The sequence below is a fragment of the Kitasatospora sp. NPDC127116 genome, from assembly GCF_042677365.1.
Classification (GTDB): Bacteria; Actinomycetota; Actinomycetes; order Streptomycetales; family Streptomycetaceae; genus Kitasatospora; species Kitasatospora lactacystinica.
Window position 1 is genome coordinate 2,885 of sequence record NZ_JBHXTL010000027.1, and the last position, 15,394, is coordinate 18,278.

Annotated in this window: 15 protein-coding genes; 12 read left to right on the forward strand and 3 right to left on the reverse strand. The window is 73.4% G+C overall.

The features are described from left to right. Positions 1-262 precede the first annotated feature (262 nt). The 5 genes from ACFVHV_RS13705 to ACFVHV_RS13725 all read left to right on the forward strand — a co-directional run bounded on the left by ACFVHV_RS13705 (position 263) and on the right by ACFVHV_RS13725 (position 6,168). Positions 263-1,225, forward strand: a complete 963-nt coding sequence (locus ACFVHV_RS13705) for a Ppx/GppA phosphatase family protein (RefSeq protein ID WP_359902714.1) — start codon at positions 263-265, stop codon at positions 1,223-1,225. Positions 1,226-1,861: 636 nt separating this feature from the next. Then, positions 1,862-2,665, forward strand: coding sequence for a sugar phosphate isomerase/epimerase (locus ACFVHV_RS13710; protein WP_359902899.1), 804 nt, complete (start codon positions 1,862-1,864; stop codon positions 2,663-2,665). Positions 2,666-2,711: 46 nt separating this feature from the next. Then, positions 2,712-3,518 (forward strand): class I SAM-dependent methyltransferase, encoded by an 807-nt coding sequence (locus tag ACFVHV_RS13715; protein ID WP_380351268.1) that lies wholly within the window; start codon positions 2,712-2,714, stop codon positions 3,516-3,518. Positions 3,519-3,658: 140 nt separating this feature from the next. Beyond that, complete coding sequence (gene ilvD, locus ACFVHV_RS13720) at positions 3,659-5,503, forward strand: dihydroxy-acid dehydratase (RefSeq protein WP_380351269.1); 1,845 nt, start codon at positions 3,659-3,661, stop codon at positions 5,501-5,503. 134 nt (positions 5,504-5,637) lie between these two features. Continuing rightward, the gene (locus ACFVHV_RS13725; RefSeq protein ID WP_359902722.1) at positions 5,638-6,168 is read left to right on the forward strand and encodes a hypothetical protein; all 531 of its coding nucleotides are present in this window, start codon (positions 5,638-5,640) and stop codon (positions 6,166-6,168) included. A 19-nt stretch (positions 6,169-6,187) separates the two neighbouring features. Here ACFVHV_RS13725 and ACFVHV_RS13730 read toward each other — a convergent pair whose 3' ends face one another. Both ACFVHV_RS13730 and ACFVHV_RS13735 read right to left on the reverse strand, forming a co-directional pair. Continuing rightward, on the reverse strand, positions 6,188-7,480 hold the full coding sequence (locus ACFVHV_RS13730) for a hypothetical protein (RefSeq protein WP_380351271.1): 1,293 nt from the start codon (positions 7,478-7,480) through the stop codon (positions 6,188-6,190). A 124-nt stretch (positions 7,481-7,604) separates the two neighbouring features. Then, positions 7,605-8,054: a hypothetical protein gene (locus tag ACFVHV_RS13735; RefSeq protein ID WP_359902728.1), complete on the reverse strand. Its 450-nt coding sequence runs from the start codon at positions 8,052-8,054 to the stop codon at positions 7,605-7,607. A 168-nt stretch (positions 8,055-8,222) separates the two neighbouring features. Between ACFVHV_RS13735 and proC the strand changes: the two genes are divergently transcribed. Further along, positions 8,223-9,050, forward strand: a complete 828-nt coding sequence (proC, locus tag ACFVHV_RS13740) for a pyrroline-5-carboxylate reductase (protein ID WP_380351273.1) — start codon at positions 8,223-8,225, stop codon at positions 9,048-9,050. 166 nt (positions 9,051-9,216) lie between these two features. Next, positions 9,217-10,392, forward strand: a complete 1,176-nt coding sequence (locus ACFVHV_RS13745) for an MFS transporter (protein WP_380351315.1) — start codon at positions 9,217-9,219, stop codon at positions 10,390-10,392. Positions 10,393-10,420: 28 nt separating this feature from the next. On the opposite strand, the gene ACFVHV_RS13750 is transcribed toward ACFVHV_RS13745, so the two are convergent. After that, positions 10,421-10,942 (reverse strand): hypothetical protein, encoded by a 522-nt coding sequence (locus ACFVHV_RS13750; protein WP_359902736.1) that lies wholly within the window; start codon positions 10,940-10,942, stop codon positions 10,421-10,423. A gap of 178 nt (positions 10,943-11,120) precedes the next feature. Between ACFVHV_RS13750 and ACFVHV_RS13755 the strand changes: the two genes are divergently transcribed. From ACFVHV_RS13755 to ACFVHV_RS13775, 5 genes are all read left to right on the forward strand, one after another. Then, on the forward strand, positions 11,121-12,317 hold the full coding sequence (locus tag ACFVHV_RS13755) for an acetoin utilization protein AcuC (RefSeq protein ID WP_380351274.1): 1,197 nt from the start codon (positions 11,121-11,123) through the stop codon (positions 12,315-12,317). A gap of 214 nt (positions 12,318-12,531) precedes the next feature. Further along, positions 12,532-12,741, forward strand: a complete 210-nt coding sequence (locus tag ACFVHV_RS13760; protein WP_045699258.1) for a helix-turn-helix domain-containing protein — start codon at positions 12,532-12,534, stop codon at positions 12,739-12,741. A 190-nt stretch (positions 12,742-12,931) separates the two neighbouring features. Beyond that, positions 12,932-13,030, forward strand: a complete 99-nt coding sequence (locus tag ACFVHV_RS13765) for a 30S ribosomal protein bS22 (protein WP_003948845.1) — start codon at positions 12,932-12,934, stop codon at positions 13,028-13,030. Between the two features lie 148 nt (positions 13,031-13,178). Next, positions 13,179-14,300 (forward strand): NAD-dependent epimerase/dehydratase family protein, encoded by a 1,122-nt coding sequence (locus ACFVHV_RS13770; protein WP_359902740.1) that lies wholly within the window; start codon positions 13,179-13,181, stop codon positions 14,298-14,300. Positions 14,301-14,307: 7 nt separating this feature from the next. After that, positions 14,308-15,315: a lysophospholipid acyltransferase family protein gene (locus tag ACFVHV_RS13775; protein WP_380351276.1), complete on the forward strand. Its 1,008-nt coding sequence runs from the start codon at positions 14,308-14,310 to the stop codon at positions 15,313-15,315. The last annotated feature ends 79 nt before the right edge of the window (positions 15,316-15,394 follow it).

Consider the following 15,394-nt stretch of genomic DNA (forward strand, 5'->3'; position numbering starts at 1 on the left):
TTCCCTTCGCCGATAAAAACAGCTCGGCCCTCACCGCTACCGACGCCCACCCGCACCGCCGTTACCGGCGCCCACCCCGCCCACCCCGCCGGCACCCCGCCCGCCCGCGCGGCCACTGAGCGCCCGGACGGTCCGGGCGCGGACGACCCGGGCCGCCGGACCGCCGCCGGATGGCCGTCGGCCCCGCCGCCCGGTCCCGGACCAGCGCGAATACCGTCACACCCCCTCTCACCAGGGTCCGCATCGCGTAGCGTGGAGAGTTATGCGACTCGGTGTGCTCGACGTAGGTTCCAACACGGTCCACTTCCTCGTGGTGGACGCCCATCCGGGCGCTGCCCCGCTGCCGGCCTACTCGCACAAGGCCGAGCTGCGCCTGGCCGAGCTGCTGGACGCGGACGGCGCGATCAGCGCGGCCGGCGTCGAGCGGCTGGTCGGCCATGTGGCCTCCTCGCTGCGGGTCGCCGAGGACAAGGGCGTCGTCGACATCCTCCCGTTCGCCACCTCCGCCGTGCGCGAGGCGGCGAACGGCGAGGAGGTGCTGCGCCGGGTGGCCGCCGAGACCGGCGTCGAGCTGCGCGTGCTCTCCGGGCAGGACGAGGCCCGGCTCACCTTCCTGGCCGTCCGCCGCTGGTTCGGCTGGTCCTCGGGCCGGCTGCTCAACCTGGACATCGGCGGCGGCTCGCTGGAGATCGCCTGCGGCCTGGACGAGCAGCCGGACGTCGCCTGCTCGCTGCCGCTGGGCGCCGGCCGGCTGACCGCCCGCTGGCTGCCGGGCGACGTCGCCGACCCGGAGGTGCTGCGCGAGCTGAGACGACACATCCGGGCCGAGCTGGCCGCCGTGGTCGGCGAGATCAACCGCCTCGGCCCGCCGCGGCACGCGGTCGCCACCTCCAAGACCTTCAAGCAGCTGGCCCGGATGACGGGCGCCGCCCCCGCCGACGCGGGCCCGTACGCCGACCGCCGGCTCACCCGCAGCGGGCTGGCCTCCTGGCTGCCCCGGCTGTCCGCGATGACCGTCGCCGAGCGCGCCCAGATCCCCGGCGTCTCCGAGGGCCGGGCCAAGCAGCTGCTGGCCGGGGCGCTGGTCGCCGACGCCGCGATGGACCTGTTCGGCCTGCAGGAGCTGGACGTCTGTCCGTGGGCGCTGCGCGAGGGCATCATCCTGCGCCGCCTGGACGCCATGGACAGCCCGGCCGACCGCCGCCGCCCGGCGCTCACCCCGTAGCCCGGCCGCGCCCGGGCGCCGGGCGCGGCGGAGTGCCGGCCGTCGATCGACCGCGGCCGGGTCGACGTGCCGATGGTCACTGCGCCGGTCATCCCGCCCCGTTCGCAGCGTGCTCCGCTTACGCTGTCTCCCGTGGTGCAACCAGCGGGCGAGGACGGAACGCAGGAGGGCCGCACTCCCGGGAGCGGGCAGTCGCGGTCGGACGGTCCGCGCCGCCGGCTCGGCAAGGCGGTCACGGGTGCCACCGCCGCCCAGGCCGCCAAGCAGGCCGCGAAGGCCGTCAAGGCCGCCCAGCGCACCGCGAAGACGGCAGCGGCGAAGACCGCGACCACGGCGGACACGGCGAAGACGGCCACCGCACGGAAGCGCACCGCACAGCAGCACACCGCACGGCAGCACACCGAACAGCAGCACACCGCGCAGAAGCACGCCGCGCAGCAGCCCGCCACCGGGAAGGGCACCCCGAACAGGGCCGCCGCGAAGCCCGTCCCGAAGGAGACCCGCACCGCCCGGGCCGCCGGCGCCGCCAAGGCCGCCGTCCAGTCCGTCCGCTCGGTCAAGGCCGCCAAGCGCGACGCCGCCCGCCCGCCGCTGCTGCGCACCACCGACCGGCTGGTGCTGCCCCGGCACCCGGCCCTGCACATCCCCGACACCAAGGTGGTGCTGTCCACCGCCTCGGTGTACCCGGCGAGCACCGCCGTGGCCTTCGAGCTGGCCGCCAAGCTCGGCTACGACGGGGTCGAGGTGATGGTGTGGAACGACCCGGTCAGCCAGGACATCGACGCCCTGCGCCGGCTCTCCGACGCCCACCGGCTGCCGATCCTGGCCGTGCACGCGCCGTGCCTGTTGATCACCCAGCGGGTGTGGACCACCGACCCGTGGACGAAGCTGGTCCGGGCCCGGGCGGCGGCCGAGAAGCTGGGCGCGAGCGCGGTGGTCGTCCACCCGCCGTTCCGCTGGCAGCGCCAGTACGCCAAGGAGTTCGTCGAGGGCATCAACCGGATGGCGGGCGAGACGGACGTCCGCTTCGCCGTCGAGAACATGTACCCGTGGCGCTACCGCGACCGCGAGATGCTCGCGTACGCGCCGGGCTGGGACGTCACCGACGAGGACTACCGGCACTTCACGATCGACCTCTCGCACGCCGCCACCTCCCGGATCGACACCTTCGCGATGGTCGAGCGGATGGGCGACCGGCTCGCCCACGTCCACCTGGCCGACGGCAGCGGTTCCGGCAAGGACGAGCACCTGATCCCCGGCCGCGGCAAGCAGCCCTGCGCCGAGCTGCTGGAGCACCTCGCCCGCACCGGTTTCGACGGCCACGTGGTGCTGGAGGTCAACACCCGGCGCGCGGCCTCCCCCGCCGAACGCGAGGCCGATCTGGCCGAGGCCCTCGCTTTTACCCGCTTGCACCTGGCCACCCCCTCGCGCGTACGCTGAGCCGTCCGGCCGGATCGGGCGCGAACCGCCCTGTCGAGGGGGAGAAGTGACGAACGATCAGAACGCCGGTGGGGCCGGCGGCTTCAGTGAGGTCCGCAACTTCCGCGAGCTGGCCGGGAGCTTCGGCGCGGTGGCCGCCGCGTACGACCGCGGCCGCCCCGGCTACCCGGAGGGGCTGTTCGACGAGCTGGAGCGGCTCTGGGGCCGCGGGCTCAAGGGCGCCCGGGTCCTGGACGTCGGCGCCGGCACCGGCATCGCCACCCGTCTGCTGGCCGCCCGCGGCGCGGACGTCGTCGGGGTCGAGCCCTCCGCCGGGATGGCCGCGCAGTTCCAGGCCGTCTCGCCGGACCTGCCGCTGGTCCGCGGCGTCGGCGACGACCTGCCGTTCCACGACGGCTCCGCCGACCTGGTCACCTACGCCCAGGCCTTCCACTGGACGCACCCCGAGAAGTCCGTCCCCGAGGCGCTGCGGGTGCTGCGGCCGGGCGGCGCCGTCGCGGCCTGGTGGAACGTCTTCGACGAGAGCGTCCCGTGGGTGCGCGCCCGGGACGAGCGGCTGTGGGCGGCGCTGTCGGGCCGCTACCACGGCTACCGCCGGATCGCCGAGCTGACGGTGCCCTTCGCCGCCGCCGGGCTGGAGGTCTCCCGTGCCGAGCTGCGCTGGCAGCGGCGGGTGCCGGTCGAGCAGGTGGTCGACAACCTCACCTCGCGCTCCTACTTCGCCTCGCTGGACCCGGAGCGGCGCGAACCGCTGCTCGCCGCCGAGCGTGCGGCGCTGCTGGCCGAGTTCCCGGACGGGCAGGTGGTCGAGCCGTACGTCCTGGACCTCACCGTGGCCGTCAAGCGGGACTGACCGGGGAGGCCCGCCGCCTGCCCGCATCGCGGACGGAGCGTCCGCCGGCCGGACGGCGGGCGTAGGCTCGGTACCCACAGCGGCCCCCGGACCCTCCCAGCAGCGGGGTGCCCGCGAGAGCCCCGAAGGAGTGGAGCACAGTGCCCGAGCTGAGGTCCCGTACGGTCACCCACGGTCGCAACATGGCAGGCGCCCGGGCGCTTCTCCGGGCGGCCGGCGTAGCCCGCGAGGACTTCGGCAAGCCGATCATCGCGGTCGCCAACTCCTTCACCGAGTTCGTGCCCGGGCACACCCACCTCCAGCCGGTCGGCCGGATCGTCTCCGAGGCGATCAAGCGGGCGGGCGGCATCCCGCGCGAGTTCAACACGATCGCCGTGGACGACGGCATCGCGATGGGCCACGGCGGCATGCTCTACTCGCTGCCCTCGCGGGACCTGATCGCCGACTCGGTCGAGTACATGGTGAACGCGCACTGCGCCGACGCCCTGATCTGCATCTCGAACTGCGACAAGATCACCCCGGGCATGCTGATGGCCGCGCTGCGCCTGAACATCCCGACCGTCTTCGTCTCCGGCGGCCCGATGGAGGCCGGCAAGGCCACCCTGGTCGACGGCACGGTGCGCAAGCTCGACCTGGTCGACGCGATCTCCCAGGCGGTCAACGAGAACGTCTCCGACGAGGACATCGCGATCATCGAGGAGAACGCCTGTCCCACCTGCGGTTCGTGCTCCGGCATGTTCACCGCCAACTCGATGAACTGCCTGACCGAGGCGATCGGCCTCTCGCTGCCGGGCAACGGTTCGGTGCTCGCCACCCACACCGCCCGCCGCGCCCTCTACGAGGACGCAGGCCGGACCGTCGTCGAGATCACCAACCGCCACTACGGCCAGGACGACGCCTCGGTGCTGCCCCGGGCGATCGCCACCCGCGCCGCCTTCGAGAACGCCATGGCCCTGGACATCGCCATGGGCGGCTCGACCAACACCATCCTGCACCTGCTCGCCGCCGCCCAGGAGGCCGAGCTGGACTTCGACCAGCGGGCCATCGACGCGATCTCCCGCAAGGTGCCCTGCCTGTCCAAGGTCGCGCCGAACGGCTCGTACTACATGGAGGACGTGCACCGGGCCGGCGGCATCCCGGCCATCCTCGGCGAGCTGTACCGGGGCGGGCTGCTCAACGAGGACGTCCACACCGTGCACGCCGACTCGCTCGCCGAGTGGCTCAAGACCTGGGACGTGCGCGGCGGTTCGCCCTCCGCGGAGGCCGTCGAGCTGTGGCACGCCGCTCCCGGCTGCGTCCGCTCCGCCGAGGCCTTCTCGCAGTCCGAGCGCTGGGAGTCGCTGGACACGGACTCCGCCAAGGGCTGCATCCGCAGCGTCGAGCACGCCTACTCGGTCGAGGGCGGCCTGGCCGTGCTGTACGGCAATCTCGCCGAGGACGGCTGCATCGTGAAGACCGCCGGCGTGGACGAGTCGATCTGGACCTTCAGCGGTCCGGCCGTCGTGGTCGAGTCCCAGGAGGACGCGGTCGAGGCGATCCTCGCCAAGCGGGTCAAGGAGGGCGACGTCGTCGTCATCCGCTACGAGGGCCCCAAGGGCGGCCCGGGCATGCAGGAGATGCTCTACCCGACCTCCTTCCTCAAGGGCCGGGGTCTGGGCAAGGCCTGCGCGCTGGTCACCGACGGCCGCTTCTCCGGCGGCACCTCGGGCCTGTCCATCGGCCACGCCTCCCCGGAGGCGGCCTCCGGCGGCACCATCGCGCTGGTCGAGGACGGCGACACCATCGCCATCGACATCCCCGGCCGCCGGATCTCCCTGGAGGTCCCGGACGAGGTCCTGGCGGAGCGCCGCCGGGCCCTGGAGGCCGCGGGCGGCTACCGGCCGAAGAACCGCGACCGGCAGGTCAGCCAGGCCCTGCGCGCCTACGCCGCGATGGCCACCTCCGCCGACAGGGGCGCCGTCCGCGACGTGTCCAAGCTCGGCTGACCCGGCCGGGCCCGCACGGAACGGCACCGGGCCCGAACGGAACGCGGCCGGGCCCGCACGGAACGAGGAGGAGCCGTCCCACCGGCCGGGACGGCTCCTCCGCCGTGTGCGGCGGTCGGGTGATAATCGACGGCGTGAGCGAGCAGCCCCCCACCCCCGCCCCCACTCCCGTCGGCGCCCCCGAGCCGGAGCCGATCCGCTGGTTCGGCACCAGCTGGCTGAACCGGGACAACGGCTACTGGCCGCGCCGGGTCGCCGTGTCGATCGGCGCCCTGGTCGCGGCGGCCGCCGTGGTGCTGCTGCTGCGCTTCGGCATCGAGGGCATCGCCCTCTCCGACAACGGCACGTTCCTCAACGGGCTGCTGACCGCCGCCATCGCGGTCTGCTCGATGATGGCCGTGCGGCGCACCTGGAAGGTGCTCACCGAGGGCAAGGACCAGCTGACCGGCTGGATGGCCGAGGAGAAGTCGCTCGGCGCGGTCTGGCTGATCGGCGGGGCCGGCTCGCTGCTCGCCTACTTCGCCCGCAGCCTGGTCGAGGCCCCCGGCGAGGCGGTCCGGCGGGCCGCCTACGAGCGGGCCGTCGCCCAGTACGAGAAGCGCCAGGCGGGCCGCAGCCGCCGGCCCGACGCCAAGGCGCCGGGCCGGGCCAAGCGCAAGCGCTGACGCCTCCTGCCACCGGACCCTAGGTCCGGCTGACGCTGCCGCACTGGTCGGCCGGGGTGATGTCCTTGCTCCGGTCGTACGGGTCGGTGGTCGGGCCGCCCGGTGCCGGGTCGTGGCTGGTGAACTGCTGGAACTGCGGGTGCAGGAAGCCGTCGTAGACGTCGCAGGCACTGTTGCCGGCGTCCCACTGGGTCTTGGCGAACACCAGCTTCTTCGCGTCGACCTTGTAGTGCTTCGGGTCGTAGAAGCGGACGTCGTCGACCTTGCGCACGATGGTGCGGGTCGTCCAGGTGTCGCCGTTGTCGGTGGCGGCGGTCCGGGTGACCAGGCCGACCGGCTTGGCGGTGCCGCCCGGCGCGGTGTCCGGGGTGCGGCGGCGGGACGAGGCCAGCTTCTCCGCGTCCGGGCCCGGCTGCAGCGGGTAGACGAAGGTGAAGTCGGTGTGCACCAGCACGCCGCCGTCACCGTCCTCCTCGAAGCTGATCCGGCCCTGGACCTTGACGGTGGTGCCCACCAGGGCGGCCTCGCGCGGGTCGAAGCGGGTGAACCAGCTGGTCGGGTCGGTCTCCTTGGCGGGGTGGTCGAGGGCGGCGACGGCGTTGGCCCGTTCCTGGCGGTCGAGCATCGCCAGGGCGGCGTCCGGACGGGCTCCCGCGATCACCCGGGGGTCGAGGTTGGAGGCCGTCAGGTAGTCCTTGACCGACTGGAGCTGGGCGGCGACCTCGTCGGCCGAGAAGACGCCGACGGCCTTGGCCTCGGGCAGCACGAAGGCCTCCGGGCCGTTCGGCCAGCCCTCGGCGGGGGAGCCCTTCCAGGGGTGGTCCACGGTCGGCTGGTCGTCGGGGGTGGTCGGCGGTGCCGAGGTCGGCCTGGCGGTCTCCGGGGCGACGGTGGGCACCGGGGTGGCGGAGGAGTTCTTCCAGACGTGGTCCGAGAACCATGTGCGCAGCCCGTCGACGTTCAGGACGGAGAGCACCACCGCGACGGTCAGCGCCACGAGCACAGGTGTGCGCCAGCCGCGCCGGCTCGGGCGGCGGGGGTTGCCCCACGGGTCGAGCGCGGCGGGCTTCGGCTTGCACCCGAACCGGCCCTTGGGCGCGGACGGGCCGTCGTTGACCGAGCGGCGGCCGCCCGGGTCGACCGGCGGGGTGTGCTTCCACCGGGCGGACAGCATGCGGGTGCGCCCGCTCTGCTCCTTGACGGTGGCCCCGCGGACGAATTCCTCGTCCAGGACGAGGTCGGCGAACGGGTCCTTCCCGCCCGCCTCGCGGCCCGTCTCGGGGCGCGGTTCCGGATCTTCGGCTGTCGGCATCGCGCCAGTATGCCGACAGGGTGTGACGGTCCGTTGATCGGGGGCACACTTCGTGGTGAACGCGTGTGCGTGATCCGTGGGATCGGTGTCGTTTGTCCGGAAACGGGCAGGTCGCGGGTGGCCGTCAGCCCTTGCCGCGGGCCTGCTTGACCGACCCGACCACCCCGGCGATCGCCAGCAGGAGGCCGGCCGGCAGCAGCGAGAGGAAGAAGGCGCCGAACAGGCCCTCGTCGCCGAGGAACAGCTGGGCCAGCGTGTTCAGTGCCAGCAGGCCGCCGGCCGCCGGGAGCGCGGACTGCCACGGGTGCTCGTTCGCCCAGCGGCGCAGTCGCCGGTCGGTGGTGTCGCGCCGCAGTTGGCCGCCGACGGTGCCGACCAGGAAGAAGAAGAATAGGCCCCAGCCGGCCGGTGAGGCCAGCATGCTCAGCGACCAGTTCCCGGAGATCGCCTCGATCCCCAGGGCCGTCGCCCCCACCACCGCACCGACCCCCGCGGCGGTCCGCCACGGGCCCACGGTCGCCGAGGCGACGGCGAGTTGCCGGTTCTCACGTCGGGACATTTCGTCGTGTGCCATGACTCCACGGTGCGCTCCCCGGAGCCGGGAGGCCATAGGGGAAACCCCCGAGTTCTCTCCCTAGGGGCAAGGGTCGTTCGGGTCCGTGGCGACCACGGGTCGGACGGTCCCCGCGTGTGCCGGTGGGCGGTGCGAGGATGGCCGCAGTACCGAGGCAAGGAGCGGACGATGGGCAGCAGCGCAGCACACGGACAGAAGATCGCCTTCCTGGGCACCGGCAAGATCGGGGAGGCCCTGCTCTCCGGTCTGCTGCGCGCGGGCAAGGATCCGGCCGATGTCCTGGTGACCGCCCGCCGCCCGGAGCGGGCGGCCGAACTCGCGGCCCGCTACGGCGTGGTGGCCGTCTCCAACGCCGAGGCCGCCAAGCTCGCCGACACCCTGATCCTGGCGGTCAAGCCGCAGGACATGGGCGCCCTGCTGGAGGAGCTGGCCCCGCACGTCGACGCGGACCGGCTGGTGATCTCGGCCGCGGCCGGCGTCCCCACCGCCTGGTTCGAGGAGCGGCTGGCGGCGGGCACCCCGGTGGTCCGGGTGATGCCCAACACCCCGGTCCTGGTGGACGAGGGGATGAGCGTCATCTCGGCCGGTTCGCACGCGGGGGAGGAGCACCTGGTGCGCGCCGAGGAGATCTTCAGCTCGGTCGGCAAGGCGCTTCGGCTGCCCGAGTCCCAGCAGGACGCGGCCACCGCGCTCTCCGGCTCCGGTCCGGCCTACTTCTACTTCCTGGTCGAGGCGATGACCGACGCCGGCATCCTGCTCGGGCTGCCCCGGCAGGTGGCGCACGACCTGATCGTGCAGTCCGCGATCGGCGCCTCGGTGATGCTGCGCGACTCCGGCGAGCACCCGGTGAAGCTGCGCGAGGCGGTCACCTCCCCGGCCGGCACCACCATCGCGGCGATCCGCGAGCTGGAGAACCACGGGGTGCGGGCCGCGCTGCTCGGCGCCCTGGAGGCGGCGCGGGACCGCTCCCGGGAGTTGGCCTCCGGCGGGAAATGACCGCTGCGCGACCCCTCCCGTAATCGCGGCGCACCCCCTACGCTCTCGCCAACATCGTCCTACCGGTCGGTAGCGAGGTCTGCGAGGTCCGTGTGGAGTCCGCCTGGAGGTCCGCTTGAGTGCCGCACCGTCCGCAGGGCCCGTCGCGTCCGCCGCGGCGCCCGGTCTGCGCGTGGGGCGGGCGGCGCTCGCCGTCAGCTTCCTGCTCCAGGGCGTCACCTTCGCCCTGCTGGTCACCTGCATCCCGGAGATCCAGCACCGGTACGGGCTGAGCGACGGGCTGCTGCCGGTCTTCCTGGCCGCGGTGCCGGTTCTGGCCGGGGTCGGTTCGATCGTCTCCGAGCAGTTGGTGAAGCGCACCGGCGCACGGACCGTGCTGCGGGTGGTCCAGCCCGCCGTCTGCCTCAGCCTGGCGGCTGCCGGACTGGGCGGCACGCTGTGGCAACTCGCCCTGGCCCTCGGCGCGTTCGGGCTGCTGGTGGGCGCGCTGGACGCCAGTATGAACATGCTCGGGGTGGGGCTCCAGCACCGCTACGGCCGCTCGATCATGATCGGCTTCCATGCGGCGTTCAGCCTCGGCGGCATCCTCGGCGCGGCCCTGGCGGGCCTCGGCTCGCACTACGACCTCGGGCTGCCGGTGCTGTTCGGCACGGCCGCCGCGGTGATCGCCCCGCTCGCCCTGCTGACCGGCGGCCTGCTCGCCGGCCCGGCCGAACTCGGCGACGCCGTCCGGGAGGCCGCGGAGGCCGCCGCCCGGTCCGTCCCCTGGCGTCCGCTGCTGCCGCTCTGCCTGGCGATGGCCTTCGCGTACATCGCGGACGCCTCGGTCTCCAACTACAGCGTCAAGTACCTCACCGACGGGCTGGGCAGCCGGGAGGACCTCGCCAAGCTCTCCTACCTGGGCTACATGGTCGCGATGCTGCTCGGCCGGGCACTGGGCGACCGCGCGGTGCAGCGCTTCGGCGCCGTCCCGGTGGTCCGTGCCGGTGCCGCGCTGGCCGCGCTCGGCTTCGGGCTGGCCGCGGTCGCGCCCGGCGCCTGGGCGGGCATCGCCGCCTTCACCGTGCTGGGCTTCGGCATCTGCGCGATCATCCCGCAGGTGTTCGCGGCCGGCGGCCGGCTCTTCCCGGCCGACTCCGATGCCGCGGTGGCCCGGCTCAACCTCTTCAACTACGTGGGGTTCCTGCTGGGTTCGCCGCTGGTCGGGGCGATCGCGGACGCCGCTTCGTACCGCTGGGCGCTGCTCGCCCCGATGCTGCTGGTGCTCGCCGTCCTGCCGCTGGCCGACCGCTTCGCCCCGGAGCCCGCCCCGGAACCCGCCCCGGCCCCCGCCGTCGGGTGACGGCGGGGGCGGTCGACGGGACGTGGGGTCAGCTGATCACGGTCTGGAGCTCGGGCACTCCGTAGGTCCAGCCCTGGTCCTTGGCCGTGCCGTTGCCGACCTGGCCGAACTCGTAGTAGACGTACGGCGCCCAGTTCAGCGTGTACGGCGCGGTGCCCCACGCCGGGGTGTCGGTGATCTTGACGGTGAGCGTGACGCTCTTCGTCGCACCGGGCGCGATCGGCGCGTTGAAGTGGAAGTTGGCGCTGTTCCCGTTGATCGCGCAGTCGGAGGTGTCACCGGTGCAGCTGAGGACGGTGAACGCTCCGGCCTGCGTGTTGGCCGGCCAGGTCGGCTGGACGGCCTCGTAGGCGAAGTAGATGGGACTGGTCTCACTGTTGGTGAGCGACAGCGTCAGGGTCAGCTGGTCTCCCGCCTTCGCCGTCGACTTGTCGACCGCGAAGGTGGTGCCGCTGACCGCGGCGGAGGCCGGCTGGGCGGCGAAGAAGACGCCAAAACCCAGTATTGCAGCGAGAATTACCCCAAGGCGTTGCACGCTGAATGGCTTCATGGCGGAGAGGATATGGAGTCGCAAAGCGTTTGTCTGCACCGCCTCAACACCCGCCTCCACAGCTGCCCCACAACTTCCGTAGTTTCATTGCGCACCCCGCGCCCGGCGGCTCCCGCGAGTGCCGCCCCGGCGCGCCCTGAGGGCGGTCCGGCCACCGCCACCCGCTACGGTGGAGGCCATGCCCGAAGCCGAGCGTGACACCCCCTGCGGCCTGCACCTCTTCTGGGACGAGGCCGTCACCGCCTACGACTTCGGCCCCGGCCACCCGATGGACCCGACCCGGCTGGCCCTCACCATGCGCCTGGTCGAGGCCCTCGGACTGAGCACCGGCCCCGGGGTGACCGTCCGCTCCGCGCCGCCAGCCGGCGAGTCCACCCTCCGGCTGGTGCACACCCGGGAGTACGTCGAGGCGGTCCGGAACGCCGCCGCCCATCCCGAGCGCTCCGACCCGCTGCACGGACTGGGCACCGACGACAACTGGTCCTTCCCGGCGATCCACTCGGCCTCGGCACTGATCGCCGGCCAGTCCGTCGCCGCCGCCGAGGCCGTCTGGCGCGGCGAGACCCCGCACGCCGTCAACTTCAGCGGCGGGCTGCACCACGCGATGCCCGGCAAGGCCTCCGGCTTCTGCGTCTACAACGACCCGGCGCTGGCCATCGCCCGGCTGCTCGAACTCGGCGCCGAGCGGGTCGCCTACGTCGACGTGGACGTCCACCATGGCGACGGCGTCCAGGCGGCCTTCTGGAACGACCCCCGGGTGCTCACCGTCTCGCTGCACGAGCACCCCGCCACGCTCTTCCCGCAGACCGGCTGGTCGATCGAGACCGGCGGCGAGGACGCCCCCGGCTCCGCCGCCAACCTGCCGCTGCCCGCGGGCACCGGCGACGCCGGCTGGCTGCGCGCCTTCCACGCCCTGGTGCCCGAACTGCTCGACGCGTTCCGGCCACAGGTCCTGGTCACCCAGCACGGCGCCGACACCCACCTGGAGGACCCGCTCGCCCACCTCGCCGTCACCGTGGACGCCCAGCGGCTGATCGCCGAGGCGCTGCACGACCTCGCCCACCAGTACGCCGGCGGTCGCTGGGTGGCCACCGGCGGGGGCGGCTACGCCGTGGTGGACGTCGTCCCGCGCACCTGGACCCACCTGGTCGCCACCGCCGCCGCCCGGCCCGTCGACCCGGCCACCGAGACCCCCGAGTCCTGGCGCGCCGAGGTCTACCGCCGCACCCGCCGCCCGGCCCCGCTGCGGATGACCGACGGCGCCCGCCCCGCCTGGCGCGACTTCGACTCGGGTTACGATCCGGCCGACCGGCTCGATCAGGCCATCCTCGCCACCCGGCGGGCGGTGTTCCCCCAGCACGGGCTGCTGGCCTGAACCCGCCGCCCTGGTCAGGCCGTGCGTACGCCGGGCGGTGCCATCGGCCGATCGGCTACGTACTGCAACGGTCCTATCTCTCACCGTACGAGGACTGCACTTCCCCTCTTCCCACTGGTACCACCCATAACTACTCTGGGGATACACGTGTGCCGGTGGAGTCACCGGAGGGGAAGCCGGTGCCTTGCACACGGGTAAGGGTCGGGTGATGGTCATGAGTTCCGTCGAGCGCCCCCTTCAGGAAGTCGTCTTCCTGACCGTGGCGGAGGTCGCCGCGGTCATGCGGGTGTCCAAGATGACGGTGTACCGACTGGTGCACAGCGGAGAGCTGCCGGCCATCCGGGTCGGACGGTCCTTCCGGGTGCCCCAGCAGGCGGTGCACGAGTACCTCAAGGAGTCCTACGTGCGGCTCGAGAGCGCGTAGCGGCGGCGCGCGGGTGCGGGGTCCACACCGGTGGGCGCCGCACCCGTTCGCCGGGGATTTCCCCCGAGTTTCCCGGTATCGGGGAGCACGATTACGGCCTTAGCACCGTGGACGGTAGGCTAGGCCCTCACGTCAGTCGTATGGACTCCGTCTCTCACGGGCGAGAGTCTCAGTGAGCGAGGGTTGTTCCGTGGGCTCTGTCATCAAGAAGCGTCGCAAGCGTATGGCCAAGAAGAAGCACCGCAAGCTTCTGAAGAGGACCCGCGTTCAGCGTCGCAACAAGAAGTAAGCGCCCCCGGCCGCGCCTAGCGCGCCCAGCGCTTCCACCGCCCGTCCAGCCCCTCGTGGTCTGGGCGGGCGGTGTCATTTCACGGCCCGGCAGGGCGGCGCGGTACGGTGCACGCAGGCCGCTCGGGCCGGGGAACGGGGGCAACACCGTGGGCGTGGTCGTGCTCGTCACCGGCGTGGCGCGCCATCTCGGTGCCCGCTTCGTCGCCGAGGTCCGCCGCCGGCCGGGCGTGGACCTGGTGGTCGGCGTGGACGTGCAGCCGCCCCGACTGCCGCCCGAGGAGCCGGCCGGGCCGGCCGCCCCGTACCGCTTCCACCAGCTCGACCTGCGCCGCCCGGCGCTCTCCCGGGTGCTCGCCGAGCACCGGGTGGACACCGTGGTGCACCTCAGCGTCAGCGCCACCGGCCTGGGCTCCACCAACCGCTCCGCGGTGAAGGAGTCCAACGTGATCGGCACCATGCAGCTGCTCGGCGCCTGCCAGAAGGCCCCCGGGGTGCGCCGGCTGGTGGTGAAGTCCACCACCGGCGTCTACGGATCCGCGCCCCGCGACCCGGCGGTGTTCAGCGAGCGGATGCAGCCCAAGGACCCGCCCGGCGGCGGCTTCGCCAAGGACGCGGCGGAGGTCGAGGGCTATGTGCGCGGCTTCGCCCGGCGCCGCCCGGACGTCGCGGTGACGGTGCTGCGCTTCGCCAACATCGTCGGCCCGGACGCGGACACCCCGCTCAGCGAGTACTTCGCGCTGCCCGTGCTCCCGACCGTGCTCGGCTACGACCCGCGGCTGCAGTTCGTGCACGAGGACGACGCCGTCGCGGTGCTCTGCCGGGCCGCCGACGAGCCCGCGCCGGGCACCGTCAACACCGGGACCTTCAACGTGGCGGGGGAGGGCGTCCTGCTGCTCTCCCAGTGCGCCCGCCGGCTCGGCCGGCCCACCCTGCCGCTGCTGCTGCCCGCGGTCAGCTGGATGGCCGTGCTGGCCCGGCAGACCCGGCTGGTCGACGTCTCGCCCGAGCAGCTGCGGCTGCTCACCCACGGCCGGGTGGTGGACACCGCGCGGCTGCGCGACACCTTCGGCTACCGCCCGGCGTTCGGCACCCCGGAGGCCTTCGCCGACTTCGCCGCCGCGCAGGGGCCGGGTCTGCTGCCGCCCGAGCGGCTGGCCGCCGTCACCGACCGGCTGACGGCCCTGCTCGGCCCGGAAGGGGCCGCCCCCGCGGGGCCGGCCGCCGGACCGGACGCCGTACCGAACCGCCCCCGCCCACCGAGGAGCTGAACCCGCGATGAGTGCCGCAGCCGAGAACGCGTCGGGCGAGGCCAAGGTCATCCCGATCGAGTCCGCCCCCAGCTGGACCTCGCCCGAGGGGCCGAAACTGGCCGACCGGCTCGCCGAGGCCGTCGGCGGCGTGCTGTCCGGGCCGCTCGGCCCGGCCGCCACCGGGCTGTTCGGCAAGGGCTGGGAGGGCCGTGCCGCCGAGCGGCTGGCCTTCCTGCGCCGCCGGGTGACCGGCGACTACGAGGTGGACGAGTTCGGCTTCGACCGGGAGCTCACCGAGGAGGTGCTGCTCTCGCTGCTGCGCCCGCTGGCCGAGAAGTACTTCCGGATCGACGTCCAGGGCGTGGAGCACATCCCGGCCGAGGGCGGCGCGCTGATCGTCGCCAACCACTCCGGCACGATCCCGCTGGACGCCCTGATGACCCAGGTGGTCATCCACGACCACCACCCCGCCCGGCGGCACCTGCGGATGCTCGCCGCCGACCTGGTCTTCGTGCTGCCCGGCGTCAACGAGCTGGCCCGCAAGGCCGGCCACACGCTGGCCTGCAACGAGGACGCCCAGGCCCTGCTGGAGCGCGGCGAGGTCGTCGGGGTCTGGCCGGAGGGCTTCAAGGGGATCGGCAAGCCGTTCTCCGAGCGCTACAAGCTCCAGCGGTTCGGCCGCGGCGGCTTCGTCGCCTCGGCGCTGCGGGCGCGGGTGCCGATCGTGCCCTGCTCGATCGTCGGGGCCGAAGAGACCTACCCGATGATCGGCAACGTGAAGACCCTGGCCCGGCTGCTGGGCCTGCCGTACGTGCCGGTCACCCCGACCTTCCCGTGGCTGGGCCCGCTCGGGGTGCTGCCGCTGCCGACCAAGTGGACGATCCGCTTCGGCGAGCCGATCGCCACCGACAGCTACCCGGTGGAGGCGGCGGACGACCCGATGCTGGTCTTCGACCTGGCCGACGAGGTGCGCGAGACCATCCAGCACACCCTCTACCAGCTGCTGGTGCAGCGGCGTTCGGTGTTCTTCTGACGGTGTTCTGCCGATGGCGCTCCGCCGGCGGTGCTCTTCCGGCGGTGCTCGGCCGAGGAGGCCCGGGTCCTTCCGAGGA